The organism is Waddliaceae bacterium, from assembly GCA_018694295.1.
In the GTDB taxonomy this organism is placed as follows: Bacteria; Chlamydiota; Chlamydiia; order Chlamydiales; family JABHNK01; genus JABHNK01.
This window is the reverse complement of sequence record JABHNK010000038.1, coordinates 1-19,003: the sequence shown is the minus strand read 5'-3', so window position 1 is coordinate 19,003 and position 19,003 is coordinate 1. Positions and strand designations below refer to the sequence as shown.

The following is a 19,003-nucleotide window of genomic DNA, read 5'->3' as shown; positions in this document are numbered from 1 at the left end:
TACTGACGTTACGCGCCACTAAAGCAAGATTGGTGCGTAATATCAATTAATTATGCCGATGCTGCCTCTTTACGAGCATTTTCATCGACGGCGATAATAGTTTCTAACGTTGCATTTGATATGGCGTCGTGTTGTTCCATAAGTTTTTCGAGTTTCCGTGGGATGTCGCACCATCGTATTTCTTTGTTGAGGAAACGATTTACGAGGATCTCATTGGCAGCATTCATATAGCATGACATTGTGCCCCCTGTTTTTAGGGCTTCGTATGCGAGTGCCAGACATGGGAATTTCTTGGTATCTGGTGGGAACATTTCTATGGTATGGTTTTTTGTGAAGTCGAAAGGCGCCAAAAACCCTTTCGTTCTATTGGGGTATGTCAATGCGTATTGTATTGGCAATACCATCGTCGGCATCCCCATCTGTGCCATCACCGACATATCGTCGAATTCTACCATACTATGTATTATGCTTTGCGGATGTACGACGACGTCGATATTTTCGGCATCGACACCGAAGAGCCAATGTGCTTCAATGACTTCTAAGCCTTTATTCATCAGCGTCGAAGAGTCTACTGTTATCTTTGCTCCCATGCTCCATGTTGGATGGTTGAGGGCGTCTTCTATTGTGACATTTTCCAGGTCTTCTGTGGAATATTTACGGAAGGGACCTCCTGAAGCTGTTATTATTAAACGCCTAACGCTTTTAGTGTCTTCGCCTTGAAGGCATTGGAATATCGCGCAGTGTTCGCTGTCGACAGGAAGAAGTTTTACTCCTTTTTCTTTGGCAAGCGTCGTAACGAATTCTCCGGCAGCGACGAGCACTTCTTTATTTGCTAGGGCGATATCTTTTCCGGCGTTTATTGCTGCTACTGTTGGCTGCAGTCCTGCTGCGCCGACGATGGCGGAAACTACGATGTCGACTTCTTCATGCGACGCAACCTCTTCTAATCCTTCTGGTCCTGCTACTACTGTTATATCGGGGCGTCGTTTTTTAAGCTCTGCAGCGCGGGTTTTATCGGCGACGGCGACGAGTTTTGGAGAGAACTCATCTATTTGTTTTTCAAGGAGATCGATATTAGAATGTGCTGCCAATGCCGTTATTGAGAAGCTGTCACTAAAATGTCGTACTACATCGAGCGTACTTGTCCCTATCGATCCTGTGCTTCCTAATAATGTTATTTTTTTTGTCATAATACCGCTCTTTTTTTTATGACGAGGATATCGTTATAGCCAAAAAATGTCAACAATGAGAATTTGTTGAAGATTATAAAATTAACCTTGAAAAAATTTCTCTATTATTTCATAATCTCGCATTATTAATTATGGCATTGTTAGTAACATGCCTTGAAAGGCTTTTGAGAAAGGCTTTTTCATTTCAACATTTTTATTCAAAGAGGAAAAAAATCATGATAGCAGTAGAGAAAAAAGAAAAGACAAAAGCATTATCTACTAACACTAAAGAGCTTGAGAATGTCATCTCAGCTGCTATATCAAAAGTTCGCGGCAACAAAGAAAATGATTTATGCAAATATCTTCCTTCTAACAGCGGCGGATACATCCATCATTTTACTATGCGTAAAATGAAGGGAGAGTCTCCTGAGCAGTTGCTTAGCATGCTAACAAAGTTCATCATCGACGTTGACAAGCCTAAAGCTGTCGCTCCGAAGCGTCGTGCTCCTCGTGGCTCACGGAAGCATTTCAATGAAGTTTCGTTCTCCAAAGGAGATTTCGACCGTCTTCTTGCTATTGCGAGTTCTACTGGCGACCGCGACCTGGTTAAAAAGTTTATGCCTAAGAAGACTCTTAAGACTTTGAAGCGCGAGCTTATTGCTTCGATACGCAAAGAGAAAGTAAGCCAAGACTTATGGGGTTATTATGTTGATGCTGTCAGCGATAAAGGCGGCGCTAACGCTCCTGGCGAGTATCCATATCTTGAAAATTCCGACATTGCAAAACTTTTCACCACTAAAAAATGATCTCACGAGAGCCATCATCACATTCTGAAGGTCGTCAAGGCAGAATTGTCTGCCTTGTGACCTTTATTATTAATGTCTTACTCTCTGTAGCGAAGCTTTTCTTTGGTTTTTTGACGATGAGCAGCGCTCTTATCGCCGATGGCTTTCATTCTCTTTCCGATACTTTAAGCGACGTCCTTGTTTTTGTTGCTTTTATAATATCGCGCAAACCTCATGATGCTGACCATCCATATGGTCATGGAAAGATAGAGACGTTTTTGTCAAGCATCCTTGGCATGTCACTTATTGTTGTAGGTTTCTATATCGCCCGCGATGGTATATCACGCATTGCCACAAATTCGTCGCATGCCATCAGCGGCATCGCCATCCCCGTCGCCGCCATATCTTTGATCGTCAAAGAGTTGTTGTATCATTATAACATCGTGATGAGCCGAAAAGTACGGTCACAGGCGTTATATGCCAATGCTTGGCATCATAGAAGCGATGCTATTTCTTCTCTTGCCGTACTTTTTGGTGTCACTGGCGCTCGTTATGGTTTCCCGATTTTTGACCCTATTGCTGCCTGTGTTGTTGCGGTGATAATAGCTATCGTTGGTGTTATTATACTGATAAAGACTGGTAAAGAGCTCATTGAGACGTCCGTTGATGATAAGACTATTGCGAAGTTAAAAGGCATTGCTGATGGACATGATCTTGTAATTTCTTCGCATAGAGTCTTCGCTAGGAATGTTGGTAATAATATGGTTGTAGAGATGCATATTGTCGTCGCTTCCGAAACCACCGTCGAGCAGGCTCATGACATAGCGAACGGTGTAGAGCATAGAATTCGCGAGCTTTTTCCTCACGCCCACAACGTTCTTGTCCATGTCGACCCTTATAATGATGAAGACGAAGACGCCATAAAAGAATCGCTATAAGTTTTTCCAAGAGAGAAGACTTGAATTTTCTTCTTGGCATATAATGAAGTATGGTATATTCTATTTTATCTCTATATGACAGATTATAATTAATTATAAAAATTTATTAACCTTAAAAAATCAGGAGTTTATATATTATGTTACCAGGCTTTTTGCGAGCACTTTGGGGAGACTTAACAAAAAAAGAATTAAAAAAATTCGCTCTCTTATCATGCGCCATTACTATTATCCTAGGAAACTATTGGATGCTGCGTGTGATGAAAAACCCTATATTCGATGACCTTGTTGGCATGAAATTTCAGCCATACGCCAAGATGGCCTCGATCGCTGTTGTGGCGGTTGTCATTTTGATATACAGTAAATTAGTTGACATCTTCCACAAGCATACATTGTTTTACATCATATGTTCTACATATTCTGCTTTATTCTTTTTCTTAGGCTTTGCTACATCGCATCCGGAGATGTTTGCTTTAAGCACATCTTCTCCTCTTTACCCTCTTGTCCAATGGATCCCTGGAAACTTTATTGGCTGGCTTACATATTTTGTCTTTGAAAGTTCTTCCCTGCTGATGATCCTTTTCTGGGCATTTGTTGCTAGCGTTACCAAGGCGGAGTCTGCTAAGAAAGGATATGCTATGATTGTCACTTGCATACAGTTTGGTACTATTGCAGGACCTGCTATCGTCACCAAATTCGCTCCTAAGGTCGGTTCTCCGATACTTGTTGCTTTCGGTGGTGTTCTTGTCCTTATTGTTCCTTTTTTCATAAAACTTTATATGAAGCATTTCCCTGCTGAAGAAGTTGCTGAAGACAAATCTAAAGGCCCCAAAGAGAAAACGGGCTTTTTTGAAGGCATCCGTCTTATTGTGACGAAGCCTTATGTAATAGGAATATTCGTTGTATCGACAATTTATGAGATAATCGCCACGATTTTAGAGTTCCAGATGAATATGATTGCAAAAGACGTTTTCCCTACTCGCGACCTTTTCGCTGCATTTACTGGAAAATACGGTATGAGCATAAACACTTTAACGTTGACTTTTGCCCTTCTCGGCACAAGCTTCTTTATGAGGAAGTTAGGTCTTAGGGTCTGTTTAATCTCTTACCCTATAGCTATTGGAGTAGTACTTCTTGGATTATTGGGAATTAATTATGTTGGCGCCACACACATCCAATTGATGTGGGCTCTTTTTGGTTCTATGATAGCGGTAAAAGGCTTAAGTTATGCGTTAAACAACCCTACCAAAGAAGTCATGTACATTCCTACAACTAAGGACATAAAATTCAAGGCTAAAGGCTGGATAGAGTCTTTTGGCGGAAGGATGTCCAAAGGAACGGGTTCTGGTGTAACGGCATCTTTTGCCAACAACCTTTCTGGTTTGTTATTATTCGGCACGCTGATTTCTCTCGGCGTCGTTGGTTTTTGGATTTTCGTAGCTAATATACTAGGGAAGAAATTCAACAAACTACAAGAGACTAACACTACTATAAAGTAAAGTCATCGCACAAAAATATTTTTGTGTGCTAAAGCCGGGTTTTTTACCCGGCTTTTTTTTATCTCTAGCATAATCGCAAACCACTAAAACCCATGATTGCGACCTAATCTTTGGCTTAGCGCTATAGATGGAGGGCTCTTTTATGTATTTTGACGAGGGCATGTCTTAAGACATGGCCAAGGAAAAAGACGTGAAAGAGCGTCTTCATGTATAGATGATTGGCCAAATGGGATATAACAATTCCTTCAAAAAACCAGGAGTAATACATATGTTAGATCAAGCCATTGTTATATTTTGCATTTGCGATGAGGCTTCTAAGTCTTTAAATATCAAAGATGATAGTCAGTGTAAAATGTCTACAGCCGAAGTTATGACGTTGAAAGGCAGGTCTTCTAGAAAGATACAACAGGAATTTCCTGGCCTATGCAAAAGATATTGGGGTAAGCATTTTTGGGGTATAGGATATGCAGCTTTTAGTGCTGGAGAGGTGACAGACAAAACGATTAAAGAATATATAGAGAATCACTCCTCGGATGATGAAATGTTTACTGTTGAATAAAAGGCGACTTTCAGTCGCCTCTAATTCTCTGCACTTTCAGTGCAGAGTGGTTTAATTTAGCTTATATGGTAAATTTGTTCTTCCCTATAGCATAGTCGCCAACCACAATATTTTAGCAATCCATCTGTTGATTTACATGTCTCGCCCAGCTCTAAAGAGCTGCGCTTCGACATGTAAATCAACATCCAAATCACTAAAATGCCGTGGTAGGCGAGATTAGGTGGCAATCATGGGTAAAATGCCGTGGCAGACGAAATTAGGTATCAATCATGAGTTTTATCACTAGACATAATGGTTTGGTGTTTGGTATTCTGTCGTTTCATATTTTTTAACTTATAACAATATACAACGAAGGATTTTCTGAGATGGAGAAACACAAACGCTGGCAGTTTTACCTTATCATAGTGGTCATCGCCCTAACAATTTACAATATTTTCCCAACAGTCTTCTATTATTCCAAGCCTTTGAAGAAGCCGTTGAACGAAGGCAAGGCTCTTGTTGTCGCCCGCGACATTGCCAAGCGAGTCAACAGTCTTGAGAAAGATTCGATTTCGTGGCTCAAGGCATATTGTAAACATATTAGCGTCAAGCCCAAGGCTTTGGACCTCGACGTCAAAAACCCCGACACCATCACGGTATCTTTTGTCGACGGTAACGATGCCGAGAGGTTCCGTACTTACCTTGCTCGTGCTGGAGAGCTTATTCCTTTCATCCCTGCACAGCTGCAGCCCCTTCCTAGCAATCTCCATGACGATGGCAAACTGTCTTATGTCGTTGTAAAGCGTCGCATTGGCGTCCATTTTTCTAGCGGAGACGTCAAGGATTATTTCACATTTTCTGAGAAGTCTACTGCCGATGGTTTCGTTTCTCCTTTATACCGTGAAATTGTTTACGACCGTGCTTCGCACCTAGGCATCAATCTTGGTGGTGACAGTGCTGTCGCCGAGGCCGTTGCTGGTGTTGTAGATGCTTCTGACGTAAACGAAAGCCTCGACACTATTGTCGCCCTTTCCACTTATATCGTAGATTTCGCTGATACCTTCGGCGTCAGCAGTTCTATAACGAAGAGGTATTATTCTTCTTTCTCTCAAGGTGGTAGTAAGAATCCTTCTGAGACGATACGTCGCTTCACCTCTCGTGTCACAGAAGCAAAGGACCTCCTCGTCGACAAGATCAAGGAGCAGGAGAAAGGCAACGATGTCGTCGAAGGTGGTTATGCCTTATATGACGAGCAGGGCATTAAAATTTTAAAAGGGCAGCACAGCAATATTGTTGCCGCAGAAGAGATTCTCAAGAAGTATTCTTCTGTCTTCAAAGACGGAAAAGATCCTTTAACCAAAGAGCAGATATTATCGTCATTACTTCTCGGCGACGAGGGAAGCGCTCTAAAGAGCAAGAGATATCCTTTCGCCCTTGGCGACAACAACCCTTTCATCGAGAAAATCGTCGTCGACTGGGATAACGACAGTATTCTTTTATATCCTCATGACGATCTTTTTTCTATTCTCGACAAGGAAGCTGTCACAGAAGAAGACGAATACCGTAAGGACAAGGTCAATAAACTTCTCATCAACGAAGTTGCCGCTGTCTCTCGCGTCACTGACGAGGCGATATCGCCATTATACGACTATTTTTCTATGTCTCTCAACGCTATTACCGGCAGCACCGGGTTCCTTGCTCTAGACCTCGAGGCTCTTGCTGTCAACAAAGCCTTACGCACCAAAGACCTTATTATGTCGTCGTGGTCTCCGCAGCACCAAGACCTTAAGAGTGATGTTTTTCCTGTATGGGACTATGAGACGTACCGCACTCTCTCTCCTGAAGATCAGCAGCTTGGTCTTGTTGTCATCGCTCCTGTCGCCTATGACGAAGATGCTTTCCCTTTATTCAAAGACAGCTCATTGTATGTCGTTGCTAAAGGTCTAGAAACCATCATCGAGCAACATCAATCTTACTCTGAAAGCAAAGAGTCTGGCGTCCTTATGGAAGACCTTGCTTCTCTGCAGAGCCTTCTCCGTGGTGCTGGTTTCATCACCGACTATCCTGGAAAAGTTTTGTCCTCGTCGCGAGAGTATCTCCACGATCATATTTTTGAGAGCAGCAACTACTATGACAACTTTTTGAGTGCTACGCGCGAAGATTTCCGTGTATATGGCAGCAGAAAGCATGCTGTTTTGGAGTTCTCAGACTACGAGCAGCGCCTTATCACATTGAATGCCATCGACAACAGTGCCCACGAAGACCTTCTTAAGTGGCGCGACGACTTTCATGCGGCGCGTATAAGCACCACTCCTATGGCGAAATACGAGGTACCACCTCTTACCAAGAGTATTTTAGCAGACAATTTCAGGCTGAGCGCAAAGAAATATTTCCGTGGCGACGACCGTAAGATCCTTAAGTGGGGTTTAGACCTTTCTGGTGGCAAGACCGTTGTTATTGAGCTTCGCGACCAGAACAACAAAACCGTCGATGGTGAAGAAGATCTATCTCTTGCTGTCAACGAGCTAACGTCTCGCGTCAACAAGATGGGCGTCGCTGAGGTGAACATCCATACCGAAGATTCTAAGATCGTCATGGACTTCCCTGGCTCGCAAGGGCTTTCGGCGTCGGAGCTTGTAAAGTCTTCGGCGATGTACTTCCATATCGTCAACGAGAAATTCTCCCAAAGAAGCCCTGCTCTGGGGAAAGCTACCGAGCATTTCCTCCAAGACGTCTGGAACGAAGCCGTTGTTACCGACAAAACCGACATCGAGAACATCAACGAGATAGCATGGCGGCAGCTTGGCGGCGACAATGCCGACGAGGGAAGCCTTCAGCAGCTTACTGAGAATGCCCGCATCCTTTATGACAATGGCTTACGCCTACCTTCTCCGAAGGACACCTCCCGCGCCAATGCCTTCGACGATACGTTGTCGATGGTGGCGATATACCGCGGCGACACCTACAAAGAATGGCGTGGGCAGTCACACCCTCTTCTTGTTGTCTTCAACAACTATGCTTTAGAAGGAAGCCTCCTCGAAGACGTCCGTACTAGCTACGACCCTTCTGATGGTAATGTCTTATCGTTCGGCGTCAAGAGTTCTTACACATCGGGCGATGGTGTTAAGAGCAGCCCTCGCGAAGATTTTTACTCTTGGACATCGCAGTTCTCTAAAGACAAGATATCTGGCACTCCGAAAGAATCCTTTTCTCAAGGCTCTGGCTGGCGTATGTCCGTCATCTTGAACGGTCAGGTCGTCAGTGATCCTACGTTGAAAGCGGCATTGAGAAACGGCGGTATGATATCGGGAAGCTTCACGCAGCGCGACATAAACCGGCTGGCGTCAGATCTTCGTGCTGGTTCGCTATCGTTCACCCCTAAGATTCTTCGTGAGGAGAACATCAGCGCAGACCTCGGAAAGCAGGAACGCTCGAAGGGTATCTATGCTGCCGCTATAGGCCTTGCTCTTGTCATCGCAGCGATGGTAGGAGTATATAGCTTCTTCGGCATCGTAGCGTCTTGTGCTGTCTTGTTCAACCTCCTTATCATGTGGGGAGTTTTGCAGAACCTCGACGCCGCCCTTACCCTTCCTGGCATCGCCGGCATCATCCTTACTATCGGTATGGCTGTCGACGCCAATGTTCTTGTCTTCGAACGCATCCGCGAGGAGTTCTCGGTATCGGGGAAGCTTGCTTCTGCTGTACAGAAAGGCTATGAGAAAGCTTTCAGCGCCATCGTTGACTCCAACATCACCACGATAATCGCGGCATTGATCTTGATACAATTCGATTCTGGTCCTATCAAGGGTTTTGCTATAACGCTGATAATCGGTATTGCATCTTCTATGTTCACAGCGTTGTTTGTTACGCGATATTTCTTTACGGGATGGCTTGAGAAGAGCAAAGAAAAGATTCTCAATATGCGTCATCTTATCACGGCGACGAAGATCGACTTCATAAAACTTTCTCGCACGGTTGTCATCGCCCTCCTTGCTGTCATCGTAATAGGCGGAAGTCTTTTGGTGTCGCAACGACATTCTATCATGGGAATGGACTTCACTGGGGGCTATGCCCTCAACGTAAGTGCTGAAGAGAGCATCGAAGGCGGATATCGTGCTACTGCTACGAAAGCCCTAATCGACAGCGGTCTTTCTGTTGGAGAGTTCCAGGTTCGTGAGCTCAACAAGCCCACGCATCTGCGTATACAGCTCGGGATGAATATGGAGCTGCAAGGCAATCCTTTCCATGGCATGTCGGAAGAAAACACCGATGGGACTTTCTCTTACAACTACGAGAGAAACCCAAGGATAGCATGGGTAGTCAATGCTCTCGAAGAAGGAGGCCTTGTCCTCGATGTCGATACTATGTCTGACCTCGATCAGCACTGGAATTCCATGAGCGGACAGCTTTCCGATACCATGATGAACAACGCCTTTATGGGCCTTGGCTTCGCATTAATATGCATCTTGATATATATAACCCTTAGATTCGAGTTCAAATATGCTGTTAGTGCTATAGTATGTCTTATCCATGACGTCTTTATCACTCTTGGTATCGTCGCGATACTATATAAAATGGGTGTTGCGATACAGATCGACCTCATCATCATCGGCGCAATAATGACGATAATAGGGTATTCCCTAAACGACACCATCATCATCTTCGACAGGATCCGTGAAGACATCAGGATCTTCAAGAAGCTGACGTTCCCGGAACTTATCAACCATGCGTTGAACGTGACGTTGAGCCGTACCTTGATGACTTCACTGACGACGTTGCTTGTCCTCGTTGCTCTCGTAGTCTTCGGTGGCAGCGGGATCTTCGACTTCGCGCTCGTCATGGCTATCGGTGTTGTCTTCGGAACGCTGTCGTCGTTGTTCGTTGCTTCGCCGATAATGTTATATTTCCACAACCGCGAGAAATAATGATCAATGACCAGTTATCAGTGACCAGTTATCAGTTATCAGTTATCGATGATAATTGGTTATTGATAATTGATCATTGATTCGTTATGATGGGGGAAACATAAGGAAAAACATGTCACCCCGCGAATTTGAAAATTTATGGATATATCCTACTATAAATTCTGAGTGGACAGAAGCTATCACCAAGGAGTTTCGCTTACACCCTGTGATAGCGCAGGTTCTCACCTCTCGGAAGTTCTCCTCTCTTGAGGACATTCACGGCTACCTATATTCCAAGCTCCCCGACCTCCACGATCCTACAATTTTCGCTGACATGGGTAAAGCCGTCAAGCGTGTATGTAAGGCTATCGTCGAAAAAGAAAATATTTTAATCTATGGCGACAACGACGTCGATGGGATGACGGGAACGGCTTTATTGACGGAGTTTTTATCATACCTCGGCGCCAATGTATTTTTCTTTGTCCCTGACAGCGACGCCATCCGTCAAGAGATGATCGTCAATGCTCTAGGCTATGCTCTTAGAACAGAATGTTCTCTTATGATAACCGTCGACTGTGGCATCACTGCCGCTGCCAGCATCGACACTATCGCCGAGCACAACATCGACGTCATCATCACCGACCACCACGAGCCCACCAACAAGATCCCCAACTGTGTTGCGACGTTGAACCCCAAGCTTCTCAACAGTAAATACCCTAACAAAGAGCTTACTGGCGTCGGCGTTGCCTTCAAGCTCGCCCATGGCGTAACAAACAGCCTTGTCGCTGCTGGCGCTATCGGCAAGCGTCGTGTCGACCTCAAGCAATACCTCGACCTCGTTGCTCTTGGTACGATATCAGATATGGGAGCGCTCATCGGCGAGAATAGGATCCTTGTAAGATATGGTATCAAGCAGATAAACAAAGGCATACGCGTAGGCCTTACTAAACTTTTCGAGGTGTGTGGCCTTAACATCACAGAAACCTCTTCTAACGACATCGCTTCTAAAGTAACACCGCGTCTTAACAGTCTCGGCAGGATCGCCGACCCTCGCAAGGGCGTGGAGCTTCTCCTTATGCGCGAGAACACTCCAGACGCCGAAGCACACAATATGGCGTTAGACTTCGACGTTCTCAACACCGAGCGTCAGAAGATCGAGCGTCTCGTCCAGGAAGAGGCAGAGGCCATGCTCCTCGGGGACCCTAAGATTTTCGATGACAAAGCTATAGTCCTTTATTCTAAAAACTGGCATCCCGGTGTTATCGCCATCTCTACGACTAGGATAACGAAACAATACAATCGTCCTACTGTGATGATAACGGTGAAGAACGGCATCGGCAAGGGATCAATACGTTCTATACAAGAGTTCCCTCTTCTTGACGCTCTGAAGGAGTCGTCAGACCTACTTCTTAGCTTCGGTGGCCACAACTATGCTGCTGGCATCACCATCAAAGAGGAGAACATTGCGAAGTTCAAAAAGAATTTCCTCGTCGCTGCTAATAAGGTTTTAAAAGACCACGATGTCACTTCGAAGCTCCACATCGATGCTCCTATAACCTTCAAAGATCTAACTTTCGACTTTATGGACTCTCTATCACTTCTTTCTCCTTATGGCAACGGAAATCCTCAGCCTATCCTATATTGCGACGCCAAACAGGTATGGTTTCCTAAGGTCATCTCCAAGAAGCATCTTAAGTTTTATTTGTCGCAAGACGACCGCACTCTCGAGGGTATTGCTTTCGGCATGGCGGACCGTGCGGAGAGTCTCAGAAAGAAAGGCCTTCTCCTGCGCATTGCCTTCACCCCTCAGATCAACACGTTCCATAATAAGTCGAGCATACAGCTACTCATCCGCGACTTCAAAATTTTGAATGAATAATACCAATCCCGTATTGAAAATGCATAAATTCATCTCCATCTTTTTGCGCAGAGCATTGCGCTCGATCTTGCTAACACACAAATGTTTGCCGCGATCTCCGCGCAGAGTTCTACACAAAAATCTTGAAGCTAATTCATGCCTTTTCAACACGGGATTGGTATAATCCATGAAATATATCTTTATAGCTTTAGTAAAACTATACCAGCTGACGTTGCGTCCTTTTCTTGGGGAAAACTGCAGGTTCTACCCATCGTGCTCAGAATACTCTCAGGAGGCGATAAAGAAACACGGAGTATTCCGTGGGTCGTGGCTAACAATAAAGCGTATCGTGAAATGTGGCCCGTGGCATCCTGGAGGCCATGATCCTGTACCGTGAATCAGTGACCAGTTATCAGTGACCAGTGACCAATGTCAGAGAAAAAATAACTTTCTATTGTTCAATGCTAAATGCTCAATATTATCTCGAAGATTTTATGTTGTTATTTTTTTCGCCATCTTTAAACAAGATCTTTTTGCGAAAGGAATTCCACACATCTTCCACAATATCTTCGAGGTCATCATCAGAAAGTTTCAGGTCGTAGTTTTCGGAATGCTTCTTCACATATTTTTTTAGCCCTTCTTTGTCATCGCCTTCAGAAGGTTTTTTATCTTTATTTTCGTCTTCCATCATTATTTCCCTGTGATAAGTTTCATTCCTGGCATTATGACATCATCGTCGAGGCCGTTAAGTTTTTTTATTGTAGTGACGTCAGTTTCGAACTTCCGTGCTATCTTCCACAAGCTATCGCCGGACTCTACAGTATAGAACGTCTCTTCATATTCTTGCCCTTGCTGTTCTTCTTCTATTACGACATCATATTTTTCTTCTACCAAAATTTCCTCTGCTATAGCGACTTCTTTCACGATTTCTTTTGCGGCGTCTTCTTCTGCTGTAGCTTCTTCTATGGCATCTTCTGTTTTTTCTTCTATAGCTTCTTCTATAGCATTTTCTTCTGTGACATCATCGACGTCGGCGATATCTTCGCCGTTCCATATTCTAAGGCGTCGTTGTGCTTTATTTTTAACTCCGTCGCTTCTTGGGCTATCGTTCAGCGCATTGACTAAGGCCCATGCCAATCCATCTTTATTTTTAAGGATATCGAGCATCATCATAGCGTGCTCATCGTCGATCTTTTCTACGACGAATTCAGCGTCGGTAGCAAGGAGAACTTCTGCAGCATCGACAGATTCGCATTCTATATAATCGAGGAGGAAGAGTCTTCTTCTATTGTCGGAAAGGTCGGGGTTATTGCGTTGTTCTTCGCCGAAATCTTTTATCATCTCCCACGTTCCTGTAGCGATAATATTGAGGACTCTTTCTTTTGAAACGCGGACTTCTGCTTTTGAGAACATCTTTTCTATTGCCATGAATTCTTCTCTACGAGAGAAGGCTTCCATGTTCTCGCTTTTCATCCCTGTAGATGCTTTTTTCATGGCGAAGAAAAGACCTTTAGTCGTCTGTGGCCAGCGTTCTGCTCGCAAGAAACCAAGGGTCTTTCTAAAGTGCATATCCCTAAGTCCTGGGAACAGCACTACTGCCTCTTTAATACCTTCTTCGTTTAATAGCGTCACTGTTCTGTGCTGTTTAGGGTTGCCGCCGAGGGCTCTCTCTATATCGATATCATGGTATTTCACTAAACATCCAAGGGCGAGGTCCCTTTTTGTATATCCGTAGTCGACGAGGGTGTCATCGCGAAGTTTTTTTATAAGCTGCTCGTACGGAAGGACTTTGAAGGCTTCGAGGACTTCAACATTATTCTTCTCATCGGCGAAAAGAGCATGTCGGATATTAGAAAGAGATACGGTTTCGTACAGCGTACCATTGTCTATACTCGACGATATTACCATAGCGCCAAAGATGATGTTGAAGGCGGCGCTGAGAATGATACAGCACAATAATTTTTTTGTAAGAGCATTCTGCCGTGAAAATGCTGCGCGCCACTTCTTTAATAAAGCCATTACCTATCCCCTTTGTTTTTACACAACCGTACACAATATCCTCTTTTTCGTACAGCAGATGATTTCAGTGACCAGTGAAATGCGGCTACGCCGCATAGTTCAGGGTTCGGAGTAGGATTTTTCTACCAAGGAGCCACGGAGTGCACGGGTCCAGTTCACCAACATAGGTAACACTTTAGTTCACCAATTACCGTTTACAGTTCACCGTTTAGAAATTGGGGGTTCGGGGGTATCCCCCGACAATATTTTTTCTTTTAAACTTTTGTTCTCCGTGACCTCCGTGGCTCCGTGGTAGTATGTTCCTATACGCTAAACGCCAACCCTATCCGCTATAAAAAGCATTGTTTATAATGTTCAGTATCCAATTAGATTTATGTCTTTATACAATATGTGATGTATGGTATATACTATGTGATAAATTCAGATAATTTGAGGAAGTGCTATGAAAGTACCATTATCGTGGCTTAAAAAATATGTAGAGATCGACAAAACTCCTGAAGACATCGCAGATATCCTTACTATGGCAGGCCTTGAAGTCGACGCCATCGAAGAGTATCTTCCCGGTTTTTCTGGTGTCGTCGTTGCTGAGGTCCTTGACACCACGTCGCATCCCGATGCCGACAATCTTTGTATCGCGCGCGTCTTCGACGGCAGTGAAGAATATAGTGTCGTCTGTGGGGCGTCAAATTGCCGAAAAGGCCTACGTGTTGCTTTTGCTGCTATTGGCGCTGTCCTTGCCGGCCCTGACAACAAGGCGTTCAAGATCAAGAAATCTAAGATCCGCGGCGTAGAGTCTATGGGGATGTTATGTTCCGAAGAAGAGCTTTCTCTTGCCGACAGCGCCGAAGGCATCATGGAGCTTCCTAAAGAGTTTTCTGTAGGAGAGAATCTCGGCGAAGAGCTCGGAGATACTATCTTCGATATATCGCTGACGCCGAACCTCGGTCACTGTCTTAGCATCATAGGCGTCGCCCGTGAGGTTGCGGCATTGACAGGGAAATCCATCAAACACCCTGAATATTCCTTCGTAGAGGCTTCCGAAGGCGCTATCGTCGATGATGCTTCCGTCATCGTCGAAGACGCAGGCCTGTGTCCACGTTATTGCTGCCGTGTAATCAAAGGCGTCAAGGTCGGACCTTCACCGTTGTGGCTGCAGAACAAACTCGTCCACTGCGGCTTCAAGAGCATCAACAACATCGTCGATGCTACGAACTATGTTCTCATGGAATATGGCCATCCTCTTCACGCCTTCGACTACCACAACCTCTCCGGTGGTGCTATCATCGTAAAGACTGCTAACGAAGGAGATAAATTCGTCACCCTAGATGGTGAAGAATGCATCCTCCATGAAGGCGCTCTTATGATATGTGACGGCAAAGACCCTGTTGCCATCGCCGGCGTTATGGGCGGCGAGAATTCCGCTGTTTCTGCCGACACCGTCGACCTCCTTATTGAGTCGGCATATTTCTGTCCCAAGACGGTACGGAAGACGAGTCGCCTTCTAGGTATCGCTACGGAATCTTCGAAACGCTTCGAACGTGGCATCGACCCCAACAATGTCCCTGTCGCTCTCGAGAGGGTTACTGCCCTCATCGTCGAGGTCGCCGGTGGCGACGTTGTCCCTGGCATCATCGACGCCAAGGAGTCCCCTTTCGTCGAGGCCGTGATACCTTGTAGGGTTTCGAGGATAAACAAACTTCTTGGCACAAAGCTTGCTGTCAGCGAGATACAGACGATCTTCGACAGCCTACAGTTTTCCACTACGTGGGATGGTGTCGACACCTTCGACGTCGCCGTTCCGACGTATCGCAATGACATCACCGCGGAGATCGACCTTGTCGAAGAGGTTGCTAGGATATACGGCTACAACAACATCACGACGTCTTCGCTGTCATATATGTCTTCGAAGCTCCCCGATGCTCCTATCTTCTCCTTCGAAAATATCGTCAGGGAACGTCTTCTCGGCGAAGGCCTTCAGGAATTTATTTCCTGCGACCTGATAAGCCCTGAGCTTGCCTCCCTTTCCGAAGGCAATGGCGTCGCTGCAGAATCCCTTGTCAAAATCCTCAATCCTACCTCAGTGGAGCAGTCGGTATTGCGTGCTTCTATGATGCCTGGGATGTTACAGCTTATAAGCCATAACGTCGACCACGGCACTAAAGACGTTACAGGCTTTGAAATCGGAAGGATACACCTCAAAGAAGAAAAGGGCTACCGCGAGCATTCTATCGCTGCCATTGTAATGACGGGGAAAACCTCTCCTGAACACTGGGGCGCTTCGTCCAATGACGATGCTGATTTCTACGACATAAAAGGTGTCGTCGAGAATGTCATCGCCAATGCTGGTATTGAAGAAGTATCTTTTGTCGCTTCGAATTTCGCGAACTTCCACCCTGGACGCCAGGCTATCATCACCATCGGAGATGTTGAGCTCGGTATCGTTGGTGAAGTGCATCCTACGATACAGAAAGCATTCGGCATCCCACAGCGTATTATGTTTTCGGAGATAAACCTTCACAATCTCTTCTCTAAACGTGTTGCTCTGAAAAAGTTCCGTGAAATTCCACAGTTTCCTGGGTCGGAACGCGACTGGACGGTGACCCTCAAAGAAGAAGCTTCTGTTGCAGACGTCATCGCAGCGATACGCTCTACGCCTTCGAAGCTCCTCGAAAACGTTGGTGTTATAGCGGTATATCGTAGTGAAACCATAGGAAAAGGGCTAAAGAACGTGACTTTCAGCTTCTTATACCGCGACAAAAAGAAAACCATCGCCGCGAAGAATGTCGATAGAGACCATACAAGGATTATCGACAACGCTGTTGACGTCCTTAAAAAAAATAGTATTATATAATTAATGTTGATTATTGTTGACGTTCAAAGCTCGTTTTATTAGAGTTGTCAGTATGTAATAACAATAAAACTATGAGAATTTTGATATGAAAAAATTTCTTTCTATACTTTCAATTATTGCTGTATCTCTTACCGTTGTAAGTTGCAGTGGAACGAAATCTACAAAAGAAATCGTCAAAGAGACATATGTCCATCAATATGGTTTATCCGTCTCTAAAAACGATTGGGCCTCCCGCGGAAGCAATGGGCAGGTCATCTCCACGATGAAAAGTGGCGTTGTCGTCACCAAGGACTACCGTAAGGGCATCCTTCATGGGGCTGTGACATACTCGTTCCCTTATAGCAAAACAATTTCAAAGACTCTTACATACGTCCGTGGAGACCTTATCGAGAAGGTAGAACATCTTTCTTCTGGCATGCCTTCGAAGAAATACGAGTTCTTTAGCGATGACACTGTCAAGATAACGACGTGGTACATGGCAGGGACGCCACAACATATCGAGATATACCAAGAAAGCGCCCTTCTTTCTGGAGAATATTTCTCTAACGACAACGAGCGCGTCTCTAATGTTGATAATGGCAATGGCATACGCACCAACTATGATGTACACCATCTTCTCGTTTCTCGCGACATCATCGAGAACGGCGTTATGATGGTAAAAACGGAATACTACCCCAACAGCGAGCCGCAGGCAATAACACCTTTCGTCGACGGACGTCCTAATGGCGAAAAGAAAACTTTCAACATCGGCGGGTCACCAAACACTCTAGAACAGTGGGTCAATGGCAAACAAGAAGGGATAACGACGCTATTCAACAACGGTGGCATCTTTTCTAAGACGCCATACATCAGCAATACAAAACACGGTGTAGAGCATCGCTATCAAGATGGCAACGTCGTAGAGGCAATAACATGGGACAAGGGTCTGCGACATGGTCCTACATACCACTATATCGCCGACACCGTCTCAACAGATTGGTACTACCAAAACAAACTCGTCAGCAAGCTATATTATGAAGAGCAGCTGATAAACTTCTAAGCTTTTTTGATCTTTGTATCGATAAAAAAGCAGATCATTATGATCTGCTTTTTTTATTGTTGTGACCGTATATCACACTTTTGCTTAAGGTGAAGGTATTCCTTTGTTCCCTTCAGGAAGGCGTACTACAAAACGGTTACCTTTATCAACTTCCCTAAGAACCTCTTCAAGAGCGCTTGGGCTACAACCACAGTAACTAACTTCTACGTGAATCGATCCATCCTTAAGAAAACCATATAAGTTATCGCTCATTCCAAACATAGCACGAAAAATCATATTAGCTGTAACGTCTTCACGTTTAAACATCTCAGTCGCAAATTCCCCCATAGAAGAATACGTCTCCTTTAGAGGTGTTATCCCAAAGTCTTCAAGAGTCTTTTCTTTATATTCAGTGCTTACATCGCATAACATACGTTATCTCCTAGCGTATTAGAAATTTAAACCATCGATAATGCAATATTATTGTTAAAAACACAAGTTTTAGTCCCGAAACTTTTTTTTGGCATGGCACTTGCATATATTACTTCCAAGAAACAAAAACAATGTCATCAGGAGGTAATTATGTTACTCAACAAAGATCTTTTAACAAGAATAGCGCATTTAGAATCAGTAAACGACCAGCTTCTTACGGAGTTGAGTTACATCGACACGCAACTTAAGCTTGTCGGCTTCCCTGAGGGTCTTGAGACGGTGAAGGTTGCTGCTGCTGAGATCATCGAAGAGCAGCGTTCTTACAGCGAAGAAGACGACATTGCTATGTAACTGACTTCGTCAGAGCTCAGAATTCGGAAACAGGGCCCAGTAGATATATTTACTGGGCTTCTTTTAACCCATGGTTGCGACCTATTTTTTCAGTGTTGCTACGAATCCGCCGTCGGCTCCGTCAGCGGAAGACAGTATCGTTTTATTCTTGCGAAATAGTATGGAGGTCTTCAAAATAAGATTTAGTCGCTTATGCTTAGATACAACCTGCTCTAGATAACCTCTCAAGGTTGAGTAAAGCATAACTATCTCTAAAATCACCTCTCTTGATTGCTTTTCTATACCAGCTGGCAGCTTCTGCATAGTTTGAAACAGACTTTTGCTCTTTTATTTTAATACGACCAATATGACCTTGTTCATATAAAATCCCAAGGTTATTCATTGCTTCTGGGAGACCTTTTGCGGCAGCTTTTTCATACCATTCGGCAGCTTCTGCATAATTTGGAACAGGATCTTGCCCTTCTCTTTCAATACAACCAATATGACCTTGTTCATATAAAATCCCAAGGTTATCCATTGCTTCTGGGAGACCTTTTGCGGCTGCGGCTCTAAACAACGTGGCAGCTTCTGCATAGTTTGAAACAGACTTTTGCTCTTTTATTTTAATACGACCAATATGACCTTGTTCATATAAAATCCCAAGG

Annotated in this window: 14 protein-coding genes and 1 pseudogene; 10 read left to right on the top strand and 5 right to left on the bottom strand. The window is 44.5% G+C overall.

Annotated elements, in window-relative coordinates:
- Window positions 1-50 precede the first annotated feature (50 nt).
- Complete coding sequence (locus tag HN980_04285) at window positions 51-1,190, bottom strand: 1-deoxy-D-xylulose-5-phosphate reductoisomerase (GenBank protein ID MBT6928694.1); 1,140 nt, start codon at window positions 1,188-1,190, stop codon at window positions 51-53.
- 215 nt (window positions 1,191-1,405) lie between these two features.
- Between HN980_04285 and HN980_04280 the strand changes: the two are divergent.
- The 7 genes and pseudogenes from HN980_04280 to yidD all read left to right on the top strand — a co-directional run bounded on the left by HN980_04280 (window position 1,406) and on the right by yidD (window position 12,085).
- A pseudogene (locus HN980_04280) lies at window positions 1,406-1,888 on the top strand (hypothetical protein).
- Between the two features lie 143 nt (window positions 1,889-2,031).
- Complete coding sequence (locus HN980_04275; GenBank protein ID MBT6928693.1) at window positions 2,032-2,892, top strand: cation transporter; 861 nt, start codon at window positions 2,032-2,034, stop codon at window positions 2,890-2,892.
- Window positions 2,893-3,029: 137 nt separating this feature from the next.
- Complete coding sequence (locus HN980_04270; protein MBT6928692.1) at window positions 3,030-4,388, top strand: hypothetical protein; 1,359 nt, start codon at window positions 3,030-3,032, stop codon at window positions 4,386-4,388.
- A 268-nt stretch (window positions 4,389-4,656) separates the two neighbouring features.
- Window positions 4,657-4,947: a transposase gene (locus HN980_04265; protein ID MBT6928691.1), complete on the top strand. Its 291-nt coding sequence runs from the start codon at window positions 4,657-4,659 to the stop codon at window positions 4,945-4,947.
- 365 nt (window positions 4,948-5,312) lie between these two features.
- Window positions 5,313-9,851, top strand: a complete 4,539-nt coding sequence (gene secD, locus HN980_04260; protein MBT6928690.1) for a protein translocase subunit SecD — start codon at window positions 5,313-5,315, stop codon at window positions 9,849-9,851.
- A gap of 112 nt (window positions 9,852-9,963) precedes the next feature.
- Window positions 9,964-11,709: a single-stranded-DNA-specific exonuclease RecJ gene (recJ, locus tag HN980_04255; protein MBT6928689.1), complete on the top strand. Its 1,746-nt coding sequence runs from the start codon at window positions 9,964-9,966 to the stop codon at window positions 11,707-11,709.
- Between the two features lie 166 nt (window positions 11,710-11,875).
- A complete protein-coding gene (yidD, locus tag HN980_04250) occupies window positions 11,876-12,085 on the top strand; it encodes a membrane protein insertion efficiency factor YidD (protein MBT6928688.1) in 210 nt (69 codons plus the stop codon).
- An 81-nt stretch (window positions 12,086-12,166) separates the two neighbouring features.
- On the opposite strand, the gene HN980_04245 is transcribed toward yidD, so the two are convergent.
- Window positions 12,167-12,379, bottom strand: coding sequence for a hypothetical protein (locus tag HN980_04245; GenBank protein MBT6928687.1), 213 nt, complete (start codon window positions 12,377-12,379; stop codon window positions 12,167-12,169).
- Window positions 12,379-13,707: a LysM peptidoglycan-binding domain-containing protein gene (locus HN980_04240; protein ID MBT6928686.1), complete on the bottom strand. Its 1,329-nt coding sequence runs from the start codon at window positions 13,705-13,707 to the stop codon at window positions 12,379-12,381. Before HN980_04240 ends, HN980_04245 begins: the two co-directional genes overlap by 1 nt.
- Before the next feature lie 442 nt (window positions 13,708-14,149).
- Between HN980_04240 and HN980_04235 the strand changes: the two genes are divergently transcribed.
- Window positions 14,150-16,558: a phenylalanine--tRNA ligase subunit beta gene (locus tag HN980_04235; protein ID MBT6928685.1), complete on the top strand. Its 2,409-nt coding sequence runs from the start codon at window positions 14,150-14,152 to the stop codon at window positions 16,556-16,558.
- An 85-nt stretch (window positions 16,559-16,643) separates the two neighbouring features.
- On the top strand, window positions 16,644-17,597 hold the full coding sequence (locus HN980_04230) for a hypothetical protein (protein MBT6928684.1): 954 nt from the start codon (window positions 16,644-16,646) through the stop codon (window positions 17,595-17,597).
- An 84-nt stretch (window positions 17,598-17,681) separates the two neighbouring features.
- On the opposite strand, the gene HN980_04225 is transcribed toward HN980_04230, so the two are convergent.
- On the bottom strand, window positions 17,682-18,008 hold the full coding sequence (locus HN980_04225; GenBank protein ID MBT6928683.1) for a hypothetical protein: 327 nt from the start codon (window positions 18,006-18,008) through the stop codon (window positions 17,682-17,684).
- A gap of 150 nt (window positions 18,009-18,158) precedes the next feature.
- On the opposite strand from HN980_04225, the gene HN980_04220 reads away from it, so the two are divergent.
- The gene (locus HN980_04220; GenBank protein MBT6928682.1) at window positions 18,159-18,359 is read left to right on the top strand and encodes a hypothetical protein; all 201 of its coding nucleotides are present in this window, start codon (window positions 18,159-18,161) and stop codon (window positions 18,357-18,359) included.
- Window positions 18,360-18,555: 196 nt separating this feature from the next.
- Here HN980_04220 and HN980_04215 read toward each other — a convergent pair.
- Window positions 18,556-19,003: sel1 repeat family protein (locus HN980_04215; GenBank protein MBT6928681.1), on the bottom strand; the 448-nt coding region annotated here is incomplete at its 5' end.